This is a genomic window from Parablautia muri, from assembly GCF_009917485.1.
Lineage (GTDB): Bacteria > Bacillota > Clostridia > Lachnospirales > Lachnospiraceae > Suilimivivens > Suilimivivens muri.
This window is the reverse complement of record NZ_QZDT01000013.1, coordinates 26,120-52,473: the sequence shown is the minus strand read 5'-3', so window position 1 is coordinate 52,473 and position 26,354 is coordinate 26,120. Positions and strand designations below refer to the sequence as shown.

The following is a 26,354-nucleotide window of genomic DNA, read 5'->3' as shown; positions in this document are numbered from 1 at the left end:
TTAGCGCTCTACCGGTGTGGTAGAAGACCAATAGTCTTCGATATTGCCGGCCAATGTTGCCCGATCAATTCGTCCTGCAAGGTATTCCTGCATGTAAGCGCCGACCTTGGAATAATGGTCATCCGGGTCAAAATCATAGTTTGGAACCAGCTTGCCTTCGTCAACATACTTCTTTACGGCGTTGCCCAAATCATTGGTGCAGGTGACAGTATTATTGGAGAAGGCGGAAATCATACCACATGTGTCTGATACTAGGGTCTGCCCATCTTCAGAATCTACCAGCCAATTCAGGAAGTCTGAGGCTGCTTGGCGCTGTTCATCGCTTGTGTTCTCACTGCCGTCAATGTAGAAATATTTGGAACCTCCTCCTACAAGGCAGCCTGTGTAATCATCCTGAACATTTTGAGGAACCGGCATGATACCGATATTTCATGTATAGTCAAAATCAATGATATCATTCCATTCCCAGCATCCGCCGAACTGGAAAGCAATTTCGCCCTCAGCCATTTTTTGATGAACCAGCTCATCCTCTGCGGAGATTGGACCGGAAGCAAAAGTATTATACTTCATAAGCACATCAAAGGTATCCATCAGGGCATTGAATTTCGCATCGTTGATTAAGTCCGCACTTCCTGCATACAGGGAATTAACAAATCCATCCACATCGCTGCGCTCCTCATATACCTGCTGCAAATAGTGTGCGCCCAGGGACCAGTCGGGTTTTAAGATAGCGGTTGGAGCTTCCATTCCGTTTGCCACCAGCTTATCTAAAAAGGCGGTAAATTCATCTAAGGTTGTAATGGAGGCAGGGTCAAATGTTTCGCCGGTAACGCGCTCAATGGCATCTGCATTGTAAAGCATACCGCGGGCTTCAATACAGACAGGGAATCCAAGAACCTTGTTATCTACGGTAATCGCATAATCGGTTTTGTCAACCCAATCCTGGCCGCTCATATCATAGCCGTGCTCCACGCCAAGGGAATAGATATCCTTTGCATCGGTCATAGCAAGGGTGTAAGGGTCATTTGAAGCATATTTTACGGAAAGGTGGGCTGCCACTGTGTCATTGGAATAGTAGACTTCAATGTTGACATCATTCTCCTCACAGTATTTTGCAGCGGCATCTTCGAGATATTCCTGAATCTCGGATTTGGAATTGAAAATAGTAAAGGTGACGCCATCGCCATCGCCGCCGCTTGCGGCGCCCTCAGACGGGGAATCATTAGAACCGCCGCAGGCAGTTAGAGAAAACGCCATGGCGAAGGCCAGAACAAGTGTAATTGGTTTTTTCATATGTATATCCTCCTTATCATTTCAATTTTTGGAAACTTGGAAATTTTGTTCCCTTGTGCTTGCGTTTCTTTATACATATTTATATAAAAAAAGAGGGGTTTTGTACATGGATTTATGTGTTGGCAAATATAGAATAATGAGTTGATTTTTTCGCTGATATATGGTATATAAAATTTATAAAACCCTTACGGGAGTGGATTTTTCAAGAGAATTCTTTTTTTCGCCACACAGTTACGTTACGTAATTGTGTGTTTTTTGTGTGGAAACACCGAAAAATAGCTTGCAATATGGAGGAGGTATTGATATGAAAATGACGGATCAAACTTTTATGAAAGAAAAAAATGTATTACAGCTGGTATTATCTATGTCGCTGCCAATGGTAATTTCTATGGCAGTGAATGCTTTGTACAACATTATTGACAGCTATTTTGTGGCGAAGGTGAGTGAAGATGCTATGACTGCGCTGGCCCTTGTTTTTCCGATACAGAATCTGGTCAATGCGATTGCCATTGGTTTTGGGGTTGGCATAAACGCAGTCATCGCATTTTACCTGGGGGCCGGGGATGAAATGCAGGCAAACAAAGCGGCAACCTTGGGGACTTTGCTCAGCTTTCTACATGGGATTTTGATGATGAGTGTGTGCATTGTGGGAATGCCTTTCTTTTTGAGGAGCTTTACATCAGACCAGGAGATGATAGCGTTGGCGCTGACTTATTCAAACAGGGTATTTCTATTTGCGTCAATTACTACGGTAGGCTTATCTTTTGAGAAAATTTTTCAGGCTATGGGAAGAATGAAGGCCACCATGATCTGTATGATGTCCGGCTGCGTTGCCAATATTATTTTAGATCCGCTCATGATTTTGGGAATCGGCTTTTTTCCTAAAATGGGCATGGCGGGAGCTGCATATGCTACAGGAATCGGGCAGTGCATTACGCTTATTTCCTATCTGATGTTTTATGCTATTTGTCATATGCCGGTAAGGGTAGGCCGCAGCTATGTGAGTTTGGATAAAACGATCCTAAAGAAATTATATGTCATTGGCACCTCGGCAACGCTGAACCTGGCGCTCCCATCCTTGTTGATTTCTGTGTTAAATAGGCTTCTGGTAGACTTTTCGGGAAAGTATGTACTTGTTTTAGGGGTATATTATAAGCTGCAAACATTCATATATCTGACTGCAAATGGAATCATACAGGGGATAAGACCTTTAATAGGATATAACTTTGGCGCAGGGGAGCACGAACGTGTGAAAAAGATCTTTCGTATTGCGCTAACAATGAATATGGGAATCATGCTGCTTGGAATGGGGCTGTCATGGGTGATTCCGGAAAGATTAATTGGATTATTTACGGATAGTGCCGAGACAATAGAGATTGGAAGAACGGCGCTGCATAGGATTAGCCTGGGATTTGCCATATCGGCGATTTCCATCACCTGTTCCGGCGCGCTGGAAGGGTTGGGAAAGGGCTTTTCATCCCTGATCATCTCAATGATGCGGTATGTGCTTGTGATTATGCCGGCGGCATATTTGCTTAGCAGGGTTATGGGCGCAAATGGTGTTTGGCTTGCTTTTGCCTTTACGGAGTTTGTCACAGCGCTGGCGGCTGCTCTTATTTATAGAAGGGAAACAAAAATTTCTCCGCAAAAGAAGATTCAGCTTTAAGGAGGACTGTCAGGCGGACAGTCCCCCTTGAGAGGAATAAACCAATGCTATGGTGTGTATGGGCTGTTTAGATCATGCCTTCTCGCAACACATTGTGGTCGCGCAACAATTTCTCTATTACAGTTCCTTTTACCACACGGAGTATAGGCTTTTTCAGAGCATTTAAAGGTCCCGGCAGTTCAATTTCCAGAGGAGATTTGCCGTCCATAAGCTTTACGCTGCTCTCTAATAGTTCCCGGATGTCATAAACGCTGGCCCACACTTCCGGTACGCCTCTGTCTACGCCCAGCAGTCCATAAACAGCCTCCATGGCGGTTCTCACCGAATACTCGGTGGTAAAAACAGTATCTCTTGGAGTTTCCGTAAACTGTCCCAAAAATGCAAAGTTGACACAGCCATTAGGAATCACGTCAGGACGGTCGCCCTTTGTCCTTGGCATAAAGAATGCTGTAATATAAGGCATCATGGTAGGAACGCAGACAGCGCTGTGCTTTGCCAGTTGGGGAATATCCTCCACAGGCACGCCCAGATGATAGAGCCATTCCTGGGTGATTTCCATACCGGTGCATTCACGCATGGGTTTTTTGACAAAGTCGCCGGGAACATCCGTAAACAATCCATATACCCAAACGCATACCTTATCTTTATCCTGTTCTTTAAACTGTCCCTGCCTGTTGATGGTCCAGCTCATAAGCCAGCTGGAATCCTGGCAGCTTACGATACCGCCGGTGACTACACGGCCGCTCTTGGGATCACGTTTACAGATATTTGTAATATAAGGAAGAATTTTATCATCTAAGGTAGTAATAGTTGCGGATTCCCAGTTGGTTTTGGAAACATCGGAACAGAACTTTTCAGGATGCCCGAAGGAAGGGTCCTGCTTTGCAATATTTTTCCAAAGGCTCCAGCAGCCGCTGGTGCGGACTAAAGCGTCACCGTTGGGCGCATGGTTCTGGTCGCCATATACGGTTCCTTCCGTACAGCTGCCGTTGGTAACGAATACAAGGTCGTTTTCGGTAAGACTGATTCCCTTTTCTATGCCGTTTACCCGGCATTCAATTGCCTTTGCCACCTTTTTGCCCTTTTCTATTTCAAAAATGACGTTGGTTACTTCCGTATGAAACTGGAAGTCAACGCCTGCGTCCTCCAGATATTTCTGCATAGGAAGAATCAGGGATTCATATTGATTGTACTTGGTAAATTTTAGTGCGCTGAAATCCGGCAGTCCTGCAATATGATGGATGAATCTCTGGAAATAAAGCTTCATCTCCAAAGCGCTGTGCCAGTTTTCAAAAGCAAACATTGTCCGCCAGTATAACCAGAAGGTAGAGCCAAATACTTCATCGTCAAAGACATCCTCAATGGTCTTGTCATACAAATCTTCGTCCTTGGTCATAAATAGCTTCATGATTTCCATGCAGCCCTTTTGACTTAAATGAAACTTGCCGTCTGTGTGAGCATCCTCCCCGCGGTTTATGGTAGCCCGGCACAAGGAATAATTAGGGTCTTCCTTGTTCAGCCAGTAGTATTCATCCAGCACCGATACGCCGGGGGTTTCTAAAGAGGGGATGCTGCGGAACAAATCCCACAGGCATTCAAAATGGTTTTCCATTTCACGTCCGCCGCGCATCACATAGCCTCTGGTTGCATCATAAATTCCATCGCAGGCGCCGCCGGCAATATCCATAGCTTCTAAAATATGAATGTGGGAGCCGGGCATCTGCCCATCGCGCACCAAAAAGCAGGCTGCTGCAAGGCTGGCCAATCCGCTTCCTACAAGATATGCATTTTTTTCATCTACGCCTTCCGGTTTCCTGGGCCTTGCAAAGGCTTCATAATTACCGTTTGTGTAATAAATCCCTTTGCTGTTTTTTTGCTGTTTGTCTCTTTCTGTGTTCCTGTATTCTTGTCTTTGCGCCTCAGTCTTTTTTTTGGACGCTGCTTTCTGCGTTTTTTTGTGATTTTGGGCTGCAACAGCTGCGATACCTGCGCTTGCTGCAATTGCCGCTACGCTCAGTCCTAATCCTTTTTTGTTTGACATATGTTTATCCACCTTTCTCTTTGCTTTTTGCAATAAGCAGACCCATAAAGGAGACTGCGTTTGTTTTCATGAGCCTATCTTATATTTTTGCGGCAATGATTTCCATTTACAAAACAGGCGGAATGATTAAAAAATTATCATTCAGCCTGTTTTGATAAAAAATATGATAGTTATGTACTGCACCGCTGTGTTGAAAGGCCGATATTTGGTCAGCTTGCTGGGGATTTCTGGCTTTGCTGGAAATTGGAAATGGATTGGGTTATGTTTCCATGAAGGGTGATACTCATTCTTTTTACGATTTCATGGTAATCATCCTTCATGCCCCGGTCAATCCAACCCAGCATAATTCCCACAAAGCCAAATTTATAAAACTCTGCTATAAATGCTTTATCCTCCGGCGCCAGCTGGGTGTCCACACATTTTTCCTCCACCACATCTGAGATCAGGTTAAAAGTAAGCTTGTAGAGATAATTTTCAATCTTTTCGCGGCTGATGCTGTGGTATACATTTTGGATAAAAGACTTGCTTTCCAGCACTGCCTCAAAAACCTGGAGCATGCCTTCCTGCCATGTATCATAGGTATTTTTACCCTGTAAGATACGTCTGCCATCCTCGATGCACACCCATTCTACCAAATCATAAATATCCTTAAAATGATAATAAAACGCCATTCGGCTGATGCCGCAGTCGGAGGTTAAATCGCTGATTGTGATTTTGTCAATTTTTTTATGCATTAAAAGCTTTTTCAGCGATGTCTCCAGTGCGGTTTTTGTTGCGTTGGACATAACGATACCCCCTGCATATCCCAGGCTTTGCCTGCGATACTGCCACCAATAAAAAGTTTGGAAGCCTCCTTTCAGACTCTTTGTTGCATTTTACCACATGCCCTACAAAAAGCCAACTAATTCTCCATGTTAACTGCCAGGCCGCCGCTTCAGACCGTTTCATACCGGATTATTTCTTCCGTATATTTTCTTTCCATTTTGTGCTTTATTTTTCTGTTTTCCACGGTCTCGAAAAGGATTGAAAAATCATAATCCTCCGGATACAATTCCGTAGCTGCCACATGCAGCTTTACCCGTTTGTGATTGATCCATATTTTTTTGCCGGGCAGCTGTACGCGTAAAATTCCTTTCTCATTGATTGGTTTACATACAATTCCAATCTTTTTATCAGGATAAATCATAACGCTGTCTCCCAGCTTATATTTTGTGCTGAGATTTAAGTTAGCTTTTTCCTTTTTTTCCTTTGAGATTTTACGGGACTTTCTTTTTTCAATTACCGCGCTTTCTTTTCGGAAGGGATAATCCTTTACTGCATCTTCCCCATAGGCGGCTCTGATAGCGGTTTTTAACATTTCACCTGGCATTCCAAGCTTATCCGCAATATAAAAAGCACAGCTTTCCCCGGCTTCGCCTAGGACCATCTGATAAGTTGGCCGTAGGGTTTCTTTGTCAAAGGTCATCCTTGCATTCATAATATCAGGCGCTTTATCCGCATATTCCTTGACCTGTGGATAATGGGTGGTGACAAGGAAAAGGCAGCCGCTTTTTCTGAGTTCTTCTAATATGGCAATGGCAATCCCCATACCCTCCGCTGGGTCGGTCCCAGAGCCAAGCTCATCCATAATCACCAGGGAGTCCTTGTCCGCTTCAGAGAGTACTTCCAGCACATTTTTCATGTGAGCTGAAAAGGTTGACAGATTTTCCGCAATATTCTGATTGTCTCCAATATCGCAAAGATAAGAATTGTTCATACAAATATCCGCATCTTTGCAGGTTACATGCAATCCGCATTGTGCCATCATGCAGTTTAACATGACTGTTTTTATGGCTACGGTTTTTCCACCGGTGTTAGGGCCTGTTATGATAATCCCGCGGACAGATTCACCTGTTTCAAATTTCAGGGGAATATTTATATTTGGATCCATCAGCGGATGCCTGGCATCCTTTAAAAGGATTTTGCGTCTGGTGTTAATAGCCGGTTCTGCGCCTCCAAGGTCAATACTCAATTTTCCTTTGGAAAAGACGAAATCTAATTTTTCAATTACGGCTATATTTGCATGCAGCATTGGAGCAGATGACGAGACAAAAGCTGTCAGGGTATACAAAATACGGTATATCTCATTTTCTTCCCCTATTTTGAGCGCCTGCAGTTCATCATAATACTTTGCAACCCCTGCAGGCTCAATAAATAACGTATTTCCGGTAGAGGATTTATCAATTACACTGCCGGGGATTTTATGCTTATATTCCTTTTTCACCGGAATACAGATTCTGCCGTTCCGGTAAGTAGCGTAATGGTCAGCCATACTTTCCTTATTGGCACGCATAATCTGGTCCGCCTTCTGCTTCATCTGTTCCTCACACTTTACGATTTGATTCCGAAGCTGGCTTAGCTCCTTTGAGGCGTAATCATCCACCGATCCGTTTCTGATTTGACGGCTGATTTCCTCCTGAAGTTCCTCTGGGACATTCAGATTTTCCTCATAATAAGCCAGCGGATTATCGTATCCTTTTCCTCCCTGCAGGTATTTTTTCAGGCGGTTTATCATAACCAGAACCTTTTCCACACGCTCTAACTGGTAGGGCGTAAGGCAATCTCCTGTCTCGGCAATTGTTAAAATCTCTTTTATTTCAGTGAGATTTTGCAAGGGCGGCGCCCCCAGCTTTTCCATTAGATCCCGGCTGTTGGTGGTGTCTTTGAGCTGTTTTCGCAAACTTCCCTCATCAAGACAGAAAGCTTTTTCTTTAATCTGTTCCTTTGCCCACTGAGTTGCAGCCAGATTCATCCATAGTTCCTTTATTTTGTCAAATTCGATTTGCTGTTCCACATTCATTTTTTGATATCCTTTCGTTTATAAAATGACCAGTCAATAAAGTAACATTGCCTTACAATCAAATAGCGAACACGGATTACGCATTGCGTGTTGGCTGATTGGCTATCAAAAAAGACCATGGCCGCCCGGGAGCGTAAAATACCATGGTCTGTTAGTCTGTTGATAGAATGAATTTTGGGGATTAAAAAACATGACCATACAATACAGCCATGCTAATAGGATTCCTCAAATGATACCACAATATTAAGCAATTGTAAGGCGAAAACGCTGACATGAGACAGTCAGCAATGGGCATACTTTTAACCTGAAGCCGAAAGAGCCCTTGCAATATTTATTTTGCAATTTTCTCCATTACAATAACACTTAACATGCACAATCCTCCTGAAATTGAATCTTTTTTCACTATATATATTAAATTGCTTTCTGTCAAGTATATTTTGTCAGAATTCTTTTTATCTATTCGGCAATACTAAAAAACTGCTTGAGATATCTTAATACAAGCGTTACAATAATCGGGTGCTTTTATAAGTTTAAAACTATTTCAACGGGGGAGGAGTATCATGAAAAAACAATCTGAATCAAGTCAAAATGCGGAATCCGATATTTTTAATGAAGCAAAGAGGCTACTGCTGGTAATTGCGGCATCATTTATTATGGCGCTGAATATCAACAGTTTTATTCATGCCGGCAATTTAATTCCCGGCGGATTTAACGGGATTACCCTGCTTATCCAGCAGATTGGAAATGAGTTTTTCAATATAAAAATTCCCTACACGGCTGTGAACCTGCTGCTGAATGCGGTTCCTGTTTTTATCAGCTTTAAATTTATTGGAAAGAAGTTTACCGGATATTCCTGCCTGATGATTGTACTCTCCGGTATCCTGACAGATATTCTCCCCGGATATGCGGTAACCCAGGATATTTTGCTGGTATGCGTATTTGGCGGAATTATCAACGCCTTCGCAATCAGTCTTTGCCTTTTCGCCCATGCAACCAGTGGAGGGACAGATTTTATTGCCATTTTCTTTTCGGAAAAGTATGGAATTGATACCTGGAATTATATTTTCGTAGGCAATGTGCTGATTCTCCTGCTTGCAGGCGCATTGTTTGGCTGGACGGAAGCCCTTTATTCCATCATTTTTCAGTTTACTTCCACCCAGGTGCTGCATCAGATTTATAGGCATTATCAGAAGGAAACGTTGTTTATTATCACGGAAAAGCCGGAAGAAGTTTACGTGGAAATAAAAAACATAACCAATCATGATGCAACCTTGTTTAAGGGAGTAGGATGCTATAAGAAACAGGAGTGTAATATGCTTTACTCAGTGGTAGGCAGTGATGAAATCCGTAAGGTGGTGGCGAAAATCAGGGAGGTGGATGAGCATGCTTTTATCAACACCATGAAGACGGAGCAGATTACGGGGAGATTTTACAAAAGGCCTAATGATTGACCGAGAATTGCGCGATGAATGACAGTTGAATTGGCATATCATGTTCTTTATAATAATTTCATAGCAATATTTGTGAAAAATGGAGGGAATATGATGGAACAGTTGAATTTGTCAACAATTGAAGATACAGAGAAGGTATATCAGATTTTAGGGGAACTGATACATATGGACAGGGAATTCCAGATCATGATAACAGTTCCATCCGGCGGCAAGATGGACGTGGATAAAGAGGGCGTTGTTAAAGTGGACAAGAAACCTGGGCGTAATCTGGAAAAGGATGTTACGGATATGATTCATGAGATAGGTGTTCCTGCCCATATTAAAGGGTACCAATATCTGCGGGAGGCAATCATGATGTCTGTGGAGAACCCGGATATGCTTGGGTCTATCACCAAGGTTTTGTATCCTACCATTGCCAGGAAAAACCAGACTACAGCAAGTCGGGTAGAGCGCGCCATCCGCCATGCAATTGAGGTAGCCTGGAACAGGGGAAGGATGGAAACCTTAGACGCTATGTTTGGGTACACCATTAACACGGGGAAGGGTAAGCCGACCAATTCAGAATTTATTGCCCTGATAGCAGACAAAATAAGACTTCAATATCGTTAATCGCAGTATCATTCATTTTAATATCATGGAGGAGAGCCGCCTTTGCAGCATTTTACAGAGCGGCTTGCCCGATTTAGCCAGGCTGGTCATTAGACCAGCTTAGTTTTTGAAGTTTTTTTAGGAAAAAGGATTATTTGATCTGCTAAATTCATTTTTTTATGTGGACGTAAGTGGAATGCTTTGCTAATATAAAAATAAATATTCCTTTTATTCATACCTCTGTTTGGGATAAATGGATGAAACAACACGAAGGAGAAATCATTAATGATAGAATTAGTGGATGGAGCGATTTACTCGATAGAGGAAGAAAATTTGTCACAAGAGATGCTGGAAGAACTTTGTGCGTCAGGACATGAGAATGATGTGATTTGTGTGATTGGAGAGGATGGGAACAAGATATACATCAATGCTGAGGATATCAAAAAAGAACGAATTGATGAGAGATGCTATGCAGTGGCCGGGGAAAATGTTTTTTTGCAATTACGTTCCAATCCGCATATTGATGGAGCCGTACCCATTTTAGACCCGGAGGGAAATCCGATTGCTATGGCAAAATATTGTATTAGCAGTTATCGTCATAATTATGATTGTGATATACAAAGGATAGATACATCAGTATTTGATTTATACGAATGCGTATGCCTTTGCGGGGTAAATGAATTTTCAGTTTTACTATACCAGCAATGCTTTCATAACTATAAAGGAAAAATTGCTTTGTTTGGCAAAGACTGGAAGGCAATGCTTCCATATTTGGGGAAGGGGCCTAAGAATACGGATGTTTTTGTGACAACAGATGGGCCAGAATGGGAACAGGAGCTAAAAAATAAAAAAATAATGAGCCTAGGAGCATTTACCTCAAATGTGGCGGAGTACTTGAAACGATGCAAAATGGGACTTTTTTCTTATGATGAAATTATGACCTTAGTGTATTATTTTACGCAGCATCAAATTGTTTCGGAGAACTCAAATAGAAAGGTTTTTGTTATAGATGTTTGCTGCGGTGGCTTGGGATTAGTAGCAATGGTAAATGGTTTTGAGATACCCTGTGCGTATCTTGCAGCCAAAGGATATATACCAATTATAAATATTGTATCTGCAGTTGGCTCTATTTATAGTGATGGTCCGGGAGATGATATTTGGTGTAAGTTTTTCAGGCAGCCTTCAGGGATTTGTCGGGATGATTTAAAAGATGTGGGCGATGTTACAATTTCACCGCTAACACCTGTTAGTAATCCAGGAAGATGGCTTATGCAGCAAATGACGGGATGTGGAGCAATGAACCTATTGAATCCGGAGCTTTTTAATGACAGATTATTAGAGCACATTGATGGATATCGTAAACGTATTTTACAGGAACCTGAAAAAACGCTGGGGGTGTTGATCAGGGGAACGGATTATGTGGCAGTGCAGCCGAAGGGACATTCCGTGCAGGCAACACCAGAACAAGTAATTGAAAAAATAAAGGAGCTTCCCAAAGAAGAATGGAATTTTGAAAATATATTTGTGGCAACGGAGGATGCAGAGGCGCTTAGGAAGATGCAGTCGGCGTTTGGGGATAAGGTCAAATATGTGGATCAAAAAAGATTTGTCTCTCAAAAAGGAGAATACCTGAGCGAACAGAGGGAAAAAGATACATGGAAACCAGGTGAAGGCTGGAAATATGGGGCCGATTATCTGTGCGCCATGGTGCTATTGTCAGAATGCAGGTTTTTCCTTGCATCAGGGCGGTGCAGCGGAGTGGGGCTGGTGGAAAAATTAGCAGAGGACAGGCATTCACAATCTTATGTTTTTGATTTGGGCGTATATTAAATGTTATTTTTCGCAGACTAGTCAGAAGCGGACTGATGGTCAATGTGCGAAAAGTAACCGATAAAAAATGAAAGGATAAATGGAAATCTGCGTAACTTTACATGAATGATATCTTTGTGGTATACTAAAAAACAGAGGGATGGATTAAGCTTTGATTCTCGCAGAAAAAGCTTTCCAGGTCCAGGCAGTTTATGCTATCTCAAAGTTTGCGTATAAAGCAGAAATGGAGGGTTATTTATGTTGCTAGAGGGAAAAGTAGCAGTAGTTACAGGGGGAACCAGAGGAATTGGATTTGAGATTGTACGCAAGTACCTTGCAAACGGTGCAAAAGTAGTATTGTTTGGTTCCAGACAAGAAACGGTGGACAAGGCGCTGGAAAAATTAAATGCGGAAAATACATCGTGGGAAGTGGACGGCATGTGCCCGAAGCTGACAGATGCAGGGGAGGTTGAGAAGGCTATTTTGGCCATAAAGGAGAAGTTTGGAAAAATTGATATCCTGGTAAACAATGCAGGAATTTCTCAGAGCACACCTCTTTATAACTACACGGCTGAGGAATTTGATAAATGTATTGACTTAAATGTGCGGGCATTATTCTATACCATTCTGCCTGCGGCAAAAATCATGAAGGAACAGGGCGGCGGCTGTATTCTCAACACCAGCTCTATGGTGAGTATCTCAGGACAGCCTGCAGGAGTAGGTTATCCTACCAGCAAGTTTGCGGTGAATGGTATGACTATTTCTCTTGCAAGGGAGTTAGCAAAAGATAAAATCCGTGTGAATGCCGTAGCGCCTGGGGTAACTAAAACAGATATGGTGGCATCGCTTCCGGCTGACATGGTAGCAAGAATTTCCGCTCAGATACCTCTTGGCAGACCAGGCGAGCCGGAGGAGGTTGCAAATGCGTTTCTTTATCTTGCCAGCGATATGGCCTCCTACGTGACAGGTGAGATTTTATCAGTAGATGGCGCCAGCAGGGTTTAACAAAATATAAAAGAAAAAATTTCGGGCTGGCCGTAAGGCCAGCCAGTTTTGGTAAGAGTTTAGATGAATCGAATCGTTGAATAATGCAGATTGGAGAAACGGTTACGAACCATTACCAGTTTTGTACTAAATTTACAAATTCTGCTTTAATTAGGTGGATGGATGTTGTATAATGGTATGAAATAACAGTTATTGGAGGGTCAGGGATGAAAAATATATTATTTGTCGCATCGGAAGGTGTTCCGTTCATCAAGACGGGCGGGCTTGCGGATGTGGTGGGCTCGCTACCGAAATGTATTGATAAGCAGTATTTTGATGTGAGAGTCATTCTTCCTAAATATACCTGTATGTCGCAGGAAATGAAGGATAAGTTAAGCTATGTAACGCATTTTTATATGGATTTTCATTGGAAAAACGAATATGTGGGTATTTTATACGCAGAAGTGGAAGGCGTTAAATATTATTTCATTGATAATGAAATGTTTTTTAACGGCTTTAAGCCGTACAGCGATAATGCACTGTTTGAAATTGAGAAATACGCATTTTTCTCCAAAGCAGCATTGTCCATTTTACCCGTCATTGACTTCAGGCCTGATTTGATCCACTGCCATGACTGGCAGACGGGCCTTGTTCCGGTGTATTTGAAAGAACGTTTCCAGGGGAGCGATTTTTACCGCGGAATCAAGTCTGTTATGACGATCCACAATCTGAAATTCCAGGGAAAATGGAGCATTAAGGAAGTGCAGGATATTACAGGCCTTCCGTCCTATTACTTTACGCCGGATAAACTGGAATTGTTTAAGGACGCGAACCTGCTAAAGGGCGGTCTTGTCTATGCGGATGCCATTACCACGGTAAGCGATACCTATGCGGAGGAAATCAAGACAGCATTTTACGGAGAACAGCTAGACGGCCTTATGTGTGCGAGAAGCAATTCCCTGCGGGGGATTGTAAATGGCATTGATTATGAGGAATTTAATCCTGAGACGGATATTCATATTGAGCATAAGTATAATGCGGTGAACTTCCGTAAGGAAAAGGCCAAAAACAAACGCGCGCTGCAGGCGGAGCTTGGACTTGTACAGGACGAAAAGATGATGATGATCGGTATTGTGTCAAGACTGACAGATCAGAAGGGATTCGACCTGATTGCTTATGTCATGGATGAGCTGTGCCAGGATGCGGTTCAGCTTGTGATATTGGGCACCGGCGAAGAACGCTATGAAAATATGTTCCGGCATTTTGATTGGAAGTATAATGACAAGATATCTGCGAATATATATTATTCAGATGCATTATCCCATAAGATTTATGCAGCCAGTGATGCTTTCTTAATGCCCTCGCTGTTTGAACCCTGTGGTTTAAGCCAGCTTATGAGTCTTCGCTATGGTACTGTTCCCATTGTCAGGGAAACAGGTGGACTGAAAGATACGGTGAAGCCTTATAATGAATACGAAGGCACAGGAACAGGATTTTCATTTACCAATTATAATGCACACGAGATGCTCAATACCATCCGCTACGCGGAGCATGTTTATTATGATAAAAAACGTGAATGGAATAAGATCGTGGATCGTGCTATGGCAGCTGATTTTTCATGGCATGTTTCAGCGGCGAAATATCAGGAAATGTATGATTGGCTGATAGGATAAGATTTTTGGAGTATAGCAGGAATGCCAAACAACAAAAAAAAGGATAGTTTTATAATGCAGGCGGGGATTCTGGCTTCGGCCGGAATCATCGTCCGTATGATTGGACTTCTGTATAATACGCCACTGGTAGCGATTATAGGAGATGAAGGAAATGGATATTATAACAGCGCTTATTATGCGTACAGTATTATCCTGCTGATTTCTTCCTACAGCATTCCGTCAGCTGTATCTAAGGTAATTGCACAGAGGCTTGCCACAAAAGAATATCGGAACGCGCACAGAATTTTCCGCTGCGCTTTTATTTATGTGCTGGTAGTAGGTAGTATTGCCAGCTTATTTGTGTTTTTTGGAGCGGGACTTTTGGTGGAGATGGAAAGCGCCATTCTGCCCCTTAAGATTTTGGCACCCACTATTTTTTTCAGCGGCATACTTGGGGTACTTAGAGGATATTTCCAGGCCCACAAAACTATGGTGCAGACCTCTGTGTCCCAAATTATGGAGCAGCTTGTGAATGCGGGAGCAAGTATCGGCATGGCATATCTGCTGGTGCAGATGGTGGCCAACGAAGATGCCACAACGAGAGCATCTTACGGCGCAGCAGGGGGAACCATAGGTACAGGTGCCGGTGTACTGGCGGGGCTTCTGTTTATGCTGGCTGTTTATGCACTGAACCGAAAGACTATAAAAAGAAGAATAGAACGGGATAAAAACCATGAGGATGAATCTTACAAGGATATTATGAAGATGATTCTGCTGGTGGTGACTCCCTTTATCATAAGTACAGGCGTTTATAATGTAAACACTTTCCTAGACAACAATATTTATCAGAGAATCATGATGGAAGTAAGGCATTTAGAGGAAGCGCTTGTGGCCACCGATTTAAGTACGATGGCTAAGGGGACCAAGATTTCCAATATACCGATTGCCTTAGCTTCCGCCATGGCAACTGCTCTGATACCCGGTATTTCCAGTGATTTTGTGCAGGGAGATTTAAAGGGGGTGCGCGGCAAGGTAGCTAAGTCAGTGAAGGTAACCATGCTGATTTCCATTCCCTGTGCGGTAGGGATTGGGGTGCTCTCCAAGCCGGTGATGATGGTGATTTTCCATCAGCCGGATACCCTTGAGATTTCCTCTATATTGCTTTCCTGCATGGCGGTCAGCATTATTTTTTATTCCTTATCGACCCTCACCCAGGCGATTTTGCAATCCATTGGAAGGATGAAGACGCCGATTATAAACGCATTGGCGGCGGTACTCATCCATGCAGGGGTAATGGTGGCCATGATGCTTTTTATGGATGAAAAGTACAGCCTTTACTATTATGTATTTGCCACTGTGCTCTATGCCTTTATCCTGTGTGTTCTTAACCAAATTGCAGTGCACCGCTATCTGAAATACCGACAGGAGACATTAAAAACCTTTTTCATACCGGCGGCGGCTTCCGCTATAATGGGAGTCGTGGTATTCGGTGCGTACCAGGGCCTTTATTTTTTGTGTAAAATTAATATTCTTTCGCTGATAGCTGCCATCCTGGCAGGGGCTGCGGTTTATTTCATTCTGGTGATACGGTGGAGAGCTGTGTCGGAGGAGGAAATGCGCGGTATGCCTAAGGGCTACATGATGATTTCCATTGCGAAAAAGACCGGTATCTTGAAGAAGGATGATAAGAAAAAGAAAAAAGGTACCGGGAAAAAGAAAGCACCGGCGCCAAAAAAGAAGGCAGCGGAAAAACAAACAACGGAAAAACAGACAACAGAAAGACGGGCTGCAGAGGAAAAGAATGCCAAAGGAAAAAAGAAAGCCGCAGTAAAAGAAAAGGTGATAGAAGAAGAACTGACTACGGCAGCGGAAATAGCAGCAGCAGAAGAAATGGCGGCAACAGGTAAGATAAGGAATGATAAATTTGCTCATATACAAAACGTATCTATATGGGAAACGGGCAATTTGGGTACGATAAGAAATCCTAAAATAAGTGAAAAGTGGGATAAGGATTATCCGGACCCGGAAGAAGATGATGATTACTGGCTGGACGATTAGAGCATGTCTGTAAAAATAAAAAAATCATAAAATAAAAATGTGGAAAAAAGGAAACCGTATAGAATAAAATCTCCTGGAAATAATAAAAACGTCTAACGAGACAATATTTTCAGGAGGTATTTTTTATGGCTAACTTATCAGAACTTGATTTACAGAATCTTCGCCACTTAATCGGCGGTTATGACGTAACACACTGCAAAATGAAGGAATATGCATCCTGTGCATCAGATACACAGGTAAAGCAGTTCTTTGAAAAAGGGGCTAAGTCAGCAATGGAAAACAAAAATGCATTAATGAAGTTTTTGCAGTAAGGAGGCAGACATGGAAATGAATGAAAAAACAATGGTAGCAGATACCCTTACAGGGATTAACGGAGAGCTTGTGCGTTTTGGTGAAATGATTGCACAGACAGAAAACAAGGAGCTTAAGCAGACACTTAAGCAGTTTAGAAATAGCTGTGAGCAGTCACAGGAAGAATTGTATCAGATTGCAAGGGAAAAATCTTACTATGTGCCTGCGGCAAAGGCCACACAGACAGAGATTGACCATGTAAAGAGCCTGTTTACCAGCTCTACACTTTAAAAGTGCTTTAGGCGGATGCATTTTGCAGCCGCCTAATTTCTCATAATGAGAGAGGAGGAGAGCACTGCTTGATCTTTTTCCCATGCTTCTAAGGATGGCACAATCAGAACAGTACCCGGTAAAATGTATGCAGGGTCATCGATTCCATTCAAGTCCGCAATCAACTTCCAATTCTCCGGTCGCAAGGTATAATCATCTGCCAGCTGCCAAAGGCTGTCACCTGCTTTGACCGTATGTATTCCTTCCGTTCCATCCAAAGGATAAAAGCAGGATTCAACCAAATCAATAAAGGCGCGGGAGGGATGGATATTGGTTCCTTTCATGGTAAAAACCATAATCCACTGTGCTTTCAGTTGTTCCCCCAAAGGCTCCTGTAAACCCTGTAAGGGCATAACAAGCATATTGCCCAACAAATGGTCGCCCTCCTGTAAATAACTGTACAGACTCATATCCGGGATAGAGGCTTCCGCAAAAATACGCCTGCCGCTAAAGCTTTTGGCTTGAAAGGAATTGTGGAAGGGCAGGTTTAAGGAACAGATGTCCATATAGTGATAAGGTGAAACAGTTTCAAAAAGTTCCTCTAAAAAATACCTTACCCGCCATTCATCCCGGGTATTGGATTCTTTTGCCTCCTTAAGAGCCGTCCATATGTCCGCATCCTTACGGACAATCCAGCATTCCTCATCTGTAAGCCCGGTTGTGAGACGAGATGGTGTATGATGGACTTCGTCTCCATTGGTTGGAGCATTTTCCTGCTCAGATAAAGCTTTTTTATAGGCTTCTTTTTGTATGGTGATATGCAGGGCATAAGGTTTGGAAGAATCCTCTGTAGAAAGGCCGACTTCCTCTATTTCGAAATAGTCCGGAAGGCAAATAGCAAATGCATCACAGAGATAATAATTTTTTTTCTGGCTAAAAGAAATTTCTTTCTGATCCAAAGAAGCTTTCGGCTGCTTGGAAGAAGCTTCGGATAAAAGCGGATTAGGGCTGATATTTAACGACTGCAGACCGCAAACCTCTATGGCCTTAGGAAGGTCAAATTCCCAATTGTTGCTGATATAATCTTCCTGATAATTCCCTTCCTTCCATGCCGCCATCTCATCTGGTGAAAGCTCCATGATATTTTCGTGACGCATGGTCTCAGCAACGGTGCCCTTTAAATTTACGCAGTTGATAACGTGGTGTTCCTGGGTAGGTGCAAATCCAAGATTATAGGTGATTGCCATGGGGCAGTTGGTGTAGATATATCCGCTTTCGCTGTATTTTGGCGCTGATTCATCAAAGCAGACTTTTCCCAAATTGGCGCATTCATAAAGACTGCCCCAATGTAATTCCGCACAGATACCTGCCGCCTGGGTGTACCACAAAGTTCTGGGATCCTGTCTGTTTTGGACGGTGACGGTACCGTAATTGCAGCACCTCATAAGAGAATAATGCCCTTGAGGGACGGGTATGCTTTCCTCCTGATTCTTGGAGGAATTTTGTGCCTGGGAAAAGGATGGTGTGGATGCATCGCTTTCCTGAAACTGGTCAGAGGGTGTGGTAAAGTCCTTATTTTGGATCAATTCCTGTACAGAGCTGGCAGGGGCCAGTTCATCGGTCCGGTCATCTAAATAGGCGACAATTCCTCCGGCATAGCTTTTGCCGGTTACGCTGCCATAATTTTCGCAATCAATGATGGCGCATATTTCCGGAATTTCTGTTTCACTTCGGGTGGTAGCGCACAGTCCGGCGATTCCGCCGGCGCCATACCCGTCTGTCCAGTGGCTGTACTCTATAGTCTGGCCATCTTCTAAGGAAGTAACCGAGGCGTAATTTTTGCAATTTTGAATCAAACCTAAATTGATGGCGGCAATGCCTCCTACATAATGATATCCGGTAACCGTTCCGTAAACTTCACAGTTGCGGATGGTTCCGCAGCTATAGTAAATCAATCCGCCGGTATCAGTGTTCTCATAGGGCTCTATATTGACCTCCGCAATCAGATTTTCAACGATTCCATCCTTTTCCAATAAAAGAAACAATTCATGGGTTGCCCCTGTAATTCTGTGCCCCTGGCCGTCAAAATGGCCGGAATAATTTTGAACCCAGTAAGGACTCCTTGGCATTTCAAGATCTGCTTCCAACACAGCATCCAGCTTTTGATGACCGGTTTTGACATATTTCAGGAAGGCTGCAAAATCCTCCAAATCATATATATGAAAAATACCTTCCGCATCTATGGTTTTATATAGCGCAGGGTCTTGCTCTATGGTCTTTTGCCGATTGTCCGCGGTTCCGATAAGCCCCAGGGCTGCAGGAAGAAGCAATACACAGAAAACAAGGAGAAAGCGTTTCTTGCAGCAAATGATATTTTTTATCACATTTTTGCGCATCTTTACAGCGCTCCTTTCTGCTTTGCATCTGCCATCAATTTTCTAATAAAGTAAGACCTGATAGGTCAGAATCAATCATCATGGAATAATTGGTATAGTAAACTACAAATCCGGGCTTACTGCTGTTTGGCTTTTTGACGTTTTTCTTTTCTGTGTAATCAATTTCCACTTTATCCTGTCCCCGGGCTTTGGAATAATATGCGGCCAGTCTGGCGGCATCTTCAAAGGCACTGTCAGGAAGCTGTGCGCCATCGGCCTTTAAAACAACATGGGAACCGGGGATGCCCTTTGTGTGGAACCACCAGTCGCCGCCTGTGGCAAATTTAAAAGTAAGCTCGTCATTTTGGTAATTGTTTTTGCCCACATAAATATGAAAACCGTCTTGATTGACGTAGTGGAAGGGCTTGCTGGTAAACTTAATTTTCTTGCCGCCGCCTTTCCGGCGGATATATCCATTCTCAATCAGTTCTTCCTTGATTTGTGCAAGGTCTTCCTCCAAAAGGGCAATGTCAAGGGCGGTCTGAATGGATTCCAGATGGTCAATTTCCTCCTTCACCTGCGTGGTAAGGGTGGATAAAGCTTCATAAGTACGCTTCATCTTGCCGTATTTATCAAAATATTTTTTGGCATTTTCAGATGGGGTTAAAAGTGGGTCAAGAGAGATGGTGATAGGCTCCCCGGTATAATAATTCAGCGCCTCCATGGATTTAGCACCGGGAGCTATTCCATACCCGTAGGTATTTAACAGTTCGCCATAAATCCGATATTTATCCTTTTTTTCCGTATCTTTCATTTGACGTAATTGCAAATCATATTTCTTTACATTCCGTTCTAGGGCGGTTTGCACGATTTTCCGCAGGTCAGCAGATTTTTGACGGATGCGTGTTACCGTACTCCTCTGTGCATAATACTGCTCTAAAAGAGTACTGATGGAGTCAAAGCTTTTGGTTTGTAAATGGTCCTGCGCATAGATGGTTAATGGCAGTGGCGCAAATTCCACCGGAGTACCATTTTCGTAAACAATGACAGGCGAAAAAGCGCCCGCCTGGATTTGCTGCATGATACCGGAAAAAGACTGGTAAAGAGCGTCTAAAGCTTTTTCACCCTGGGGAGGCGTATCAAAAAAAGCGGTTGAAACATCCCCGTCTACCCCGGCGCGATGGCATATTTCCTGGGCCATAACCGGTGAAATTCCGGTGTAGTGGCCATAGAGGGCTTTGTATACCGGCATATTTCTTGAAGTGACGGCCTTTTGAAAGGATGGGAAATCCACAGTAAGGGGATTTTCTTTATCCTGTGTCTTTGGAATAAAATAAGGGCGTCCGGGCAGTACCTCCCGGACAGAGCTGACCATGCCGGAGATATGTTTAATGCTGTCGATGATCAGATTGTCCTCATCTATAAATATGATGTTGCTGTGTTTTCCCATGATTTCCACAATCAGCCGCTTGTGGCAAAGATCACCCATTTCATTTAAATGCTCTACATGAAGATGGATGATTCTTTCAAGCTCCGGCTGTGTGATATCCGTGATTCGGCCGTTTTGGAGATGCTTGCGCAGCAGCATACAAAATCCCGGCGCTGTCATAGGGCTTGGCTTATTTCCTTCCGTGAGATAAACCAGCGGGAGGGAAGCGCTTGCCGATAAAAGCAGGCGCCTTTGGCCTCCGTTAGCTGTTTTTATGGTAAGTAAAAGCTCATCATTTTCCGGCTGGGCAATTTTGTATATACGGCCTCCGGATAAAGTGTCTTTTAATTCTTTTACAATTGAAGCAATCGTAATTCCGTCAAATGCCATGAAATCTCCATTCCTGCCGGGCCTGTAAATAGGCGCTGGCATACTACAATTTTTATATTTCTAACTTAATTATATAGCAATTCCTTTTTTACCACAACTGGTTCAGGATGAACTTGACGATTTTGTATGCTTCGCCTATAATAGAGAAGAATGTGAGGATGATGAAAAAGTAAAGCTGTCTTTCTCGGGCAACTGAAAACGCCGCCTAAGATGATTCGAAGCTTCATACTTAGAAAATGTCTGAAAACACCTTAAAAACAGGCATTCAAATATGCGGGTTGATGTAAGAATGGAGGATTCGTATGATTAAAAGCATGACAGGGTTTGGCAGATGTGAGGTGCAGGAGGCCGAACGCAAAATTACGGTCGAAATGAAATCAGTCAATCATCGGTATCTGGATATCAACATTAAGATGCCGAAGAAGCTTAACTTTTTCGAGACATCCATCAGAAACGAGCTAAAAAAATATATCCAGAGAGGAAAAGTAGACCTCTTTATTACCTATGAAGATTATACGGAGACCAATGTGTGCGTAAAGTACAACAAAGAATTGGCGGCCGAGTATATGGGCTATCTAAACCAGATGGCGGAGGACTTTTCGCTGGAAAATGATGTGAAGATTTCCGCTCTTTCCAAATATCCGGAGATTTTTACCATGGAAGAACAGGGCATTGATGAGGAGAGGCTCTGGCTGCTTCTTGATAAGGCTATTAAAGGCGCGGCGGAAGGATTTGTGGAGACGAGGATTCAAGAGGGAGAGCATTTGCGGAAGGATCTTTTACAAAAGCTTGACGGCATGCTTGCGCATGTGACATTCATTACAGAGCGTTCACCGCAGATTGTTGAAGAATACAGAAAAAAACTGGAAGATAAGGTCAAAGAGCTTTTAGGGGATGCCCAGGTTGATGAAAACAGACTTTTGATGGAGGTCACTGTTTTTGCAGACAGAGTCTGCGTGGATGAAGAACTGGTCCGGCTAAAAAGCCACATTGAAACCACGAAAGACACCTTACTTCTTGGCGGGAGTATAGGAAGAAAGCTGGACTTTATTGCCCAGGAAATGAACAGGGAAGCCAATACGATTTTGTCAAAATCCGGCGATTTGGAAATATCCAACCGGGCGATAGAATTAAAGACGGAAATTGAAAAGGTAAGGGAGCAGATTCAGAACATTGAATAAACTGATTCACATAGGGTTTGGCAATATTGTAAATGCCGGTAAAATTATAGCAATCGTAAGTCCTGATTCAGCGCCGGTCAAGCGTCTGGTGCAAAGAGCCAGGGAGGCAGGAACCGCCATAGATGCCACACAGGGAAGAAAAACAAAAGCAGTGCTTGTAATGGAAAACAGCCAGCTGGTGCTCTCAGCGCTCCTGCCGGAGACCATTGCGCAGAGGGCACAGGCAGAAAGCAGAGATGATAATGAACCATAAAGGAATTTTAATTGTAGTTTCAGGTTTTTCCGGGGCGGGAAAGGGCACGCTTATGAAGCAGATGGTGCGCTCCTATGAGAATTATGCGCTGTCCATATCCATGACCACCAGAGAACCAAGGCCGGGAGAGGAAGAAGGAAAAGAATACTTTTTTGTCAGCAAGGAAGAATTTGAGGATAAAATCTCAAAAGATGGCCTGATTGAATACGCCAGCTACTGTGACAATTACTATGGGACCCCCAGAGAATATGTGGAAAGACAGCTTGAGAGAGGGAAGGATGTTATTCTGGAAATAGAGATTCAGGGAGCTCTCAAGGTGAGAAAGAAATTTCCTACGGCTTTGCTGCTGTTTGTTATGCCCCCCAGCGTTGCAGAACTGAAAAAGCGTCTGGAAGGAAGGGGAACGGAGAGTCAGGAGGTCATTAAGAAACGGCTAAGGAGGGCCTGTGAGGAGGCCGAAGGCATTGAGGAGTACGATTATATTGTAATCAATGACGAGCTGGAGGAATGCGTCAGGGAGATGCATTCGTTAATACGGGCGGCACATTATGCCCCAGTAAGAAATGGGGAGTTTATAGAAAAAATGAAAAAGGAACTTGGGACTTTGTAATATACTAAGAGCGTTCCGTTCAATAAGCTGCCCTGTGAAAAGCGGCAGCATTTGAGCTGCGGGCTTGTGTCAGCGCGGCATGCACAAGCTTATTATAGAAAAAATGCCGTGCAGAAATGAGGTAAAATATGTTACATCCATCTTATTCCGATTTAATGAAGGTAGTAAACAGTGACGCTTTGCCAGGAGAGGCACCTGTGGTAAACAGCAGATATTCAATTGTGATGGCCACCTCTAAGAGGGCAAGGCAGATTATTTCAGGGGAAGAATCGCTGGTTAATGCGAAAGATGAAAAACCCTTATCAATTGCAGTTGAAGAACTAAACCAGGGAAAAATAAAAATTTTAACGGAAGAATAAAATCGGTCTGTCAATTCCCCATGCATGAAAATCAGGGGTATTTGGCCAAAAGAGATAACGCTGCCACGCAAAGTGCCGTGTCAGCGTTTTATGCAATTTATATAAATCGAAATTAAGATTGAACATGAGATTATGGCTTTTTTACGGTGAAAAGTTAAAAAAGTCTTATAGTCCTTAAATTTTACCGCGAGAGTCAATATGCTGTAAGGTACCTGAAATTGACTCTTGCAGTCGGCAAGCTGCTGGCAGCTTAAAATGTATTTCAATTTGCAGGTTATTGGCAGCGTAAGGAATAGGAATATGAAAGTATTGTTTGTTTCGCTGGGATGCGATAAAAATCTGGTGGACTCTGAGGTGATGCTGGGTGCGTTAGCCGGGAAAGGCTACACCTTTACTAATGATGAGACGCAGGCAGATGTAATTGTGGTCAATACCTGCTGTTTTATCAATGACGCCAAAGAGGAAAGTATAAACACAATATTAGAGATGGCCGAACTGAAAAAGACTGGACAGACGAAAGTTCTGATTGTGGCAGGATGCCTGGCCCAGCGCTACAGAGATGAAATCCGGCAGGAAATCCCGGAGGTGGACGCTGTCATTGGTACAACGGCTATATTAGAGATTGGGAATGCCATTGAAAAAGCGCTTTGTGGAACACCGGAAAATCAATTGGAATCCCTTGAAAAAGCGCCTGTGGGCGGTATGAAACGTGTGGTGACCACAGGAGGGCATTATGCATATTTAAAAATAGCGGAAGGCTGTGATAAGCATTGTACCTATTGTATTATCCCCAAGGTAAGGGGAAATTACCGCAGCATTCCCATGGAGGATTTACTAAAGGAGGCCAGGGAGCTTGCTGAGGGAGGCGTGAAGGAGTTGATACTGGTAGCCCAGGAAACTACTCTTTATGGCAAAGATTTGTATGGAGAGAAGTGCCTTCCAAAATTGCTAAAGGAGCTTTGTAAGATACGGGAGCTTTCCTGGATTCGGATTCTTTACTGCTACCCGGAGGAAATCACAGATGAACTGATACAGGTTGTCAAGGAAGAAGAAAAAATCTGTCATTATCTGGATATACCTGTACAGAGTGGCAGCGATAAGGTTTTGAAACGTATGGGAAGAAGGACGAATACGGAGCAGATTCGAACAATGATTGAAAAGCTTCGGAAAGAAATTCCCGATATTTGTATTCGTACCACCCTGATAAGCGGATTCCCGGGAGAAAGCGAACAAGACCATGAGGAAACCATGGGCTTTGTGGATGAAATGGAGTTTGACAGGCTTGGGGTATTTACCTATTCCGAAGAAGAAAATACGCCGGCTGCCGGGCTGCTGGATCAGATACCGGAAGATGTGAAGGAACGCCGCAGGAATGAAATCATGGAATTACAGCAGGAAATAGCTTTTGACAAGGCCGGGCAGATGGTGGGCAGGCATTTGAAGGCTATGATTGAAGGGAAGGAAGCAGAAGAAGATGTATATGTAGCGCGTACTTACAAGGATGCTCCGGAGGTGGACGGCTATCTCTTTTTAAACACGGACAGACAACTCATGAGTGGTGACTTGGTTAAGGTGTGTATAACAGGCTCCAACGAATATGATTTGATAGGTGAGATTTTATAACCTTGACTTGTGCGGATTGTTTTTGAAATATAGATTGACTTATGTGGTCATAACAAATTGAACCGGCGCCCTGCCAGACTTGATGGGCAAGGCGTTTGGCAGCAGGGAGGATTTAAAGTATGAATTTGCCAAATAAACTTACCATGTTCCGGGTAATACTCATTCCTTTTTTCATTGTTTTTTTACTGATTCCAATTACCCCTTATGACAAATGGATCGCGCTTGCCATATTCGTGCTTGCCAGCCTCACGGATCTTTTAGACGGGAAGATAGCGCGAAAATACAATCTTGTAACGAATTTTGGGAAATTTATGGACCCTCTTGCGGATAAGCTTTTGGTTTGTTCCGCGTTAATCTGTCTGATTGAGCTGCATAAGATACCGGCATGGATGGTTATCATTATCATTGCCAGAGAATTTATCATCAGCGGATTCAGGCTGGTTGCTTCGGACAATGGAGTGGTGATTGCTGCAAGCTATTGGGGAAAATTTAAAACTACTTTTCAGATGATTGCAGTCTGTCTTCTGATTGCGGATCTGCCTGCACTTCATTTACTGACGCAGATTGCGGTTTGGATTGCAGTTGTTTTGACAGTAGTGTCACTGGCGGACTATGTGATGAAAAATAAGGATGTTATGAAAGAAAATAAATAAAAACAGGAGCGATATAACAATGCCAGAGGAAAAATTGCAGCAGGGTGAATGTATTGAGGAAAAGATAGTCGGCAAATTGAAAGAAAAAGGATGGCAGATAACCTGCGCAGAGTCCTGTACCGGCGGCATGATTGCTTCAACGATAGTAAATGTGGCGGGGGTTTCAGATGTGTTTAAGGAGAGCTATGTCACATATGCTAACTCGGCCAAAAATAAACTTCTTGGCGTTGAGGAAAAAGCACTGGAAACATGGGGAGCTGTCAGCAGACAGGTGGCAAAGCAGATGGCGGCAGGTGCGGCGAAGGCAGCAATGGCCCATGTGGCGATAGCGGTTACAGGCATTGCAGGGCCTTGTGGTGGAACACAGGAAAAGCCTGTGGGACTGGTATACATCGGGTGTTTTGTAGATGGAAAGATTGTTGTTACGGAGAATCATTTTAATGGGAACAGGCTGGAAATTCGCAGACAGACTACGCAGGCAGCCCTTATGCAGCTTTACCGCTGCCTGCTGGAAACATGAAGCGCTGCAATGTTTTACA

Annotated in this window: 22 protein-coding genes and 1 pseudogene; 16 read left to right on the top strand and 7 right to left on the bottom strand. The window is 43.3% G+C overall.

Going from position 1 to position 26,354, the window contains the following annotated elements; all coding sequences use genetic code 11:
* Entirely contained in the window at positions 1-417 is a 417-nt protein-coding gene (locus D5281_RS25550) for a hypothetical protein (RefSeq protein ID WP_277935269.1), read from the bottom strand.
* Positions 418-429: 12 nt separating this feature from the next.
* Entirely contained in the window at positions 430-1,293 is an 864-nt protein-coding gene (locus tag D5281_RS09590) for an ABC transporter substrate-binding protein (protein WP_277935268.1), read from the bottom strand.
* Between the two features lie 304 nt (positions 1,294-1,597).
* Between D5281_RS09590 and D5281_RS09585 the strand changes: the two genes are divergently transcribed.
* Complete coding sequence (locus tag D5281_RS09585; protein ID WP_330584919.1) at positions 1,598-2,959, top strand: MATE family efflux transporter; 1,362 nt, start codon at positions 1,598-1,600, stop codon at positions 2,957-2,959.
* Between the two features lie 67 nt (positions 2,960-3,026).
* Here D5281_RS09585 and D5281_RS09580 read toward each other — a convergent pair whose 3' ends face one another.
* The 3 genes from D5281_RS09580 to D5281_RS09570 all read right to left on the bottom strand — a co-directional run bounded on the left by D5281_RS09580 (position 3,027) and on the right by D5281_RS09570 (position 7,839).
* Positions 3,027-5,000 (bottom strand): oleate hydratase, encoded by a 1,974-nt coding sequence (locus D5281_RS09580; protein WP_160559944.1) that lies wholly within the window; start codon positions 4,998-5,000, stop codon positions 3,027-3,029.
* A 209-nt stretch (positions 5,001-5,209) separates the two neighbouring features.
* A complete protein-coding gene (locus D5281_RS09575) occupies positions 5,210-5,785 on the bottom strand; it encodes a TetR/AcrR family transcriptional regulator (protein WP_160559943.1) in 576 nt (191 codons plus the stop codon).
* Positions 5,786-5,934: 149 nt separating this feature from the next.
* Positions 5,935-7,839: an endonuclease MutS2 gene (locus tag D5281_RS09570; RefSeq protein ID WP_160559942.1), complete on the bottom strand. Its 1,905-nt coding sequence runs from the start codon at positions 7,837-7,839 to the stop codon at positions 5,935-5,937.
* 560 nt (positions 7,840-8,399) lie between these two features.
* On the opposite strand from D5281_RS09570, the gene D5281_RS09565 reads away from it, so the two are divergent.
* The 8 genes and pseudogenes from D5281_RS09565 to D5281_RS09530 all read left to right on the top strand — a co-directional run bounded on the left by D5281_RS09565 (position 8,400) and on the right by D5281_RS09530 (position 16,963).
* Complete coding sequence (locus D5281_RS09565; RefSeq protein ID WP_160559941.1) at positions 8,400-9,290, top strand: YitT family protein; 891 nt, start codon at positions 8,400-8,402, stop codon at positions 9,288-9,290.
* A gap of 261 nt (positions 9,291-9,551) precedes the next feature.
* A pseudogene (locus D5281_RS09560) lies at positions 9,552-9,899 on the top strand (sporulation initiation factor Spo0A C-terminal domain-containing protein); the annotation flags it as partial.
* A 264-nt stretch (positions 9,900-10,163) separates the two neighbouring features.
* Complete coding sequence (locus D5281_RS09555; RefSeq protein WP_160559940.1) at positions 10,164-11,708, top strand: O-fucosyltransferase family protein; 1,545 nt, start codon at positions 10,164-10,166, stop codon at positions 11,706-11,708.
* Positions 11,709-11,945: 237 nt separating this feature from the next.
* A complete protein-coding gene (locus D5281_RS09550; RefSeq protein ID WP_160559939.1) occupies positions 11,946-12,692 on the top strand; it encodes an SDR family NAD(P)-dependent oxidoreductase in 747 nt (248 codons plus the stop codon).
* A 206-nt stretch (positions 12,693-12,898) separates the two neighbouring features.
* Positions 12,899-14,344 (top strand): glycogen synthase GlgA, encoded by a 1,446-nt coding sequence (glgA, locus tag D5281_RS09545; protein ID WP_160559938.1) that lies wholly within the window; start codon positions 12,899-12,901, stop codon positions 14,342-14,344.
* Positions 14,345-14,365: 21 nt separating this feature from the next.
* On the top strand, positions 14,366-16,381 hold the full coding sequence (locus D5281_RS09540) for a putative polysaccharide biosynthesis protein (protein WP_160559937.1): 2,016 nt from the start codon (positions 14,366-14,368) through the stop codon (positions 16,379-16,381).
* Positions 16,382-16,506: 125 nt separating this feature from the next.
* Positions 16,507-16,692, top strand: a complete 186-nt coding sequence (locus D5281_RS09535) for a hypothetical protein (RefSeq protein ID WP_120469869.1) — start codon at positions 16,507-16,509, stop codon at positions 16,690-16,692.
* A 16-nt stretch (positions 16,693-16,708) separates the two neighbouring features.
* On the top strand, positions 16,709-16,963 hold the full coding sequence (locus tag D5281_RS09530) for a spore coat protein (RefSeq protein WP_160559994.1): 255 nt from the start codon (positions 16,709-16,711) through the stop codon (positions 16,961-16,963).
* Between the two features lie 32 nt (positions 16,964-16,995).
* Here the strand turns inward: D5281_RS09530 and D5281_RS09525 are convergent, their stop codons facing one another.
* Entirely contained in the window at positions 16,996-19,338 is a 2,343-nt protein-coding gene (locus D5281_RS09525; protein ID WP_160559936.1) for a LysM peptidoglycan-binding domain-containing protein, read from the bottom strand.
* 34 nt (positions 19,339-19,372) lie between these two features.
* Positions 19,373-21,136, bottom strand: a complete 1,764-nt coding sequence (locus D5281_RS09520) for an Rqc2 family fibronectin-binding protein (protein ID WP_160559935.1) — start codon at positions 21,134-21,136, stop codon at positions 19,373-19,375.
* 302 nt (positions 21,137-21,438) lie between these two features.
* Here D5281_RS09520 and D5281_RS09515 point away from each other — a divergent pair, with 302 nt between their 5' ends.
* From D5281_RS09515 to D5281_RS09485, 7 genes are all read left to right on the top strand, one after another.
* Positions 21,439-22,317 (top strand): YicC/YloC family endoribonuclease, encoded by an 879-nt coding sequence (locus D5281_RS09515; RefSeq protein ID WP_160559934.1) that lies wholly within the window; start codon positions 21,439-21,441, stop codon positions 22,315-22,317.
* Entirely contained in the window at positions 22,310-22,570 is a 261-nt protein-coding gene (locus D5281_RS09510) for a DUF370 domain-containing protein (RefSeq protein WP_160559933.1), read from the top strand. Before D5281_RS09515 ends, D5281_RS09510 begins: the two co-directional genes overlap by 8 nt.
* Positions 22,560-23,180: a guanylate kinase gene (gmk, locus tag D5281_RS09505; RefSeq protein WP_160559932.1), complete on the top strand. Its 621-nt coding sequence runs from the start codon at positions 22,560-22,562 to the stop codon at positions 23,178-23,180. Before D5281_RS09510 ends, gmk begins: the two co-directional genes overlap by 11 nt.
* A gap of 128 nt (positions 23,181-23,308) precedes the next feature.
* Complete coding sequence (rpoZ, locus tag D5281_RS09500; RefSeq protein WP_160559931.1) at positions 23,309-23,539, top strand: DNA-directed RNA polymerase subunit omega; 231 nt, start codon at positions 23,309-23,311, stop codon at positions 23,537-23,539.
* Positions 23,540-23,839: 300 nt separating this feature from the next.
* Positions 23,840-25,162 (top strand): 30S ribosomal protein S12 methylthiotransferase RimO, encoded by a 1,323-nt coding sequence (gene rimO, locus D5281_RS09495; protein WP_160559930.1) that lies wholly within the window; start codon positions 23,840-23,842, stop codon positions 25,160-25,162.
* A 119-nt stretch (positions 25,163-25,281) separates the two neighbouring features.
* Positions 25,282-25,815 carry a CDP-diacylglycerol--glycerol-3-phosphate 3-phosphatidyltransferase gene (gene pgsA / locus D5281_RS09490; protein ID WP_160559929.1) on the top strand — a complete coding sequence of 178 codons (534 nt, stop codon included), beginning with the start codon at positions 25,282-25,284 and terminating at the stop codon, positions 25,813-25,815.
* A 19-nt stretch (positions 25,816-25,834) separates the two neighbouring features.
* Positions 25,835-26,335, top strand: coding sequence for a CinA family protein (locus D5281_RS09485; protein ID WP_160559928.1), 501 nt, complete (start codon positions 25,835-25,837; stop codon positions 26,333-26,335).
* Positions 26,336-26,354 lie beyond the last annotated feature (19 nt).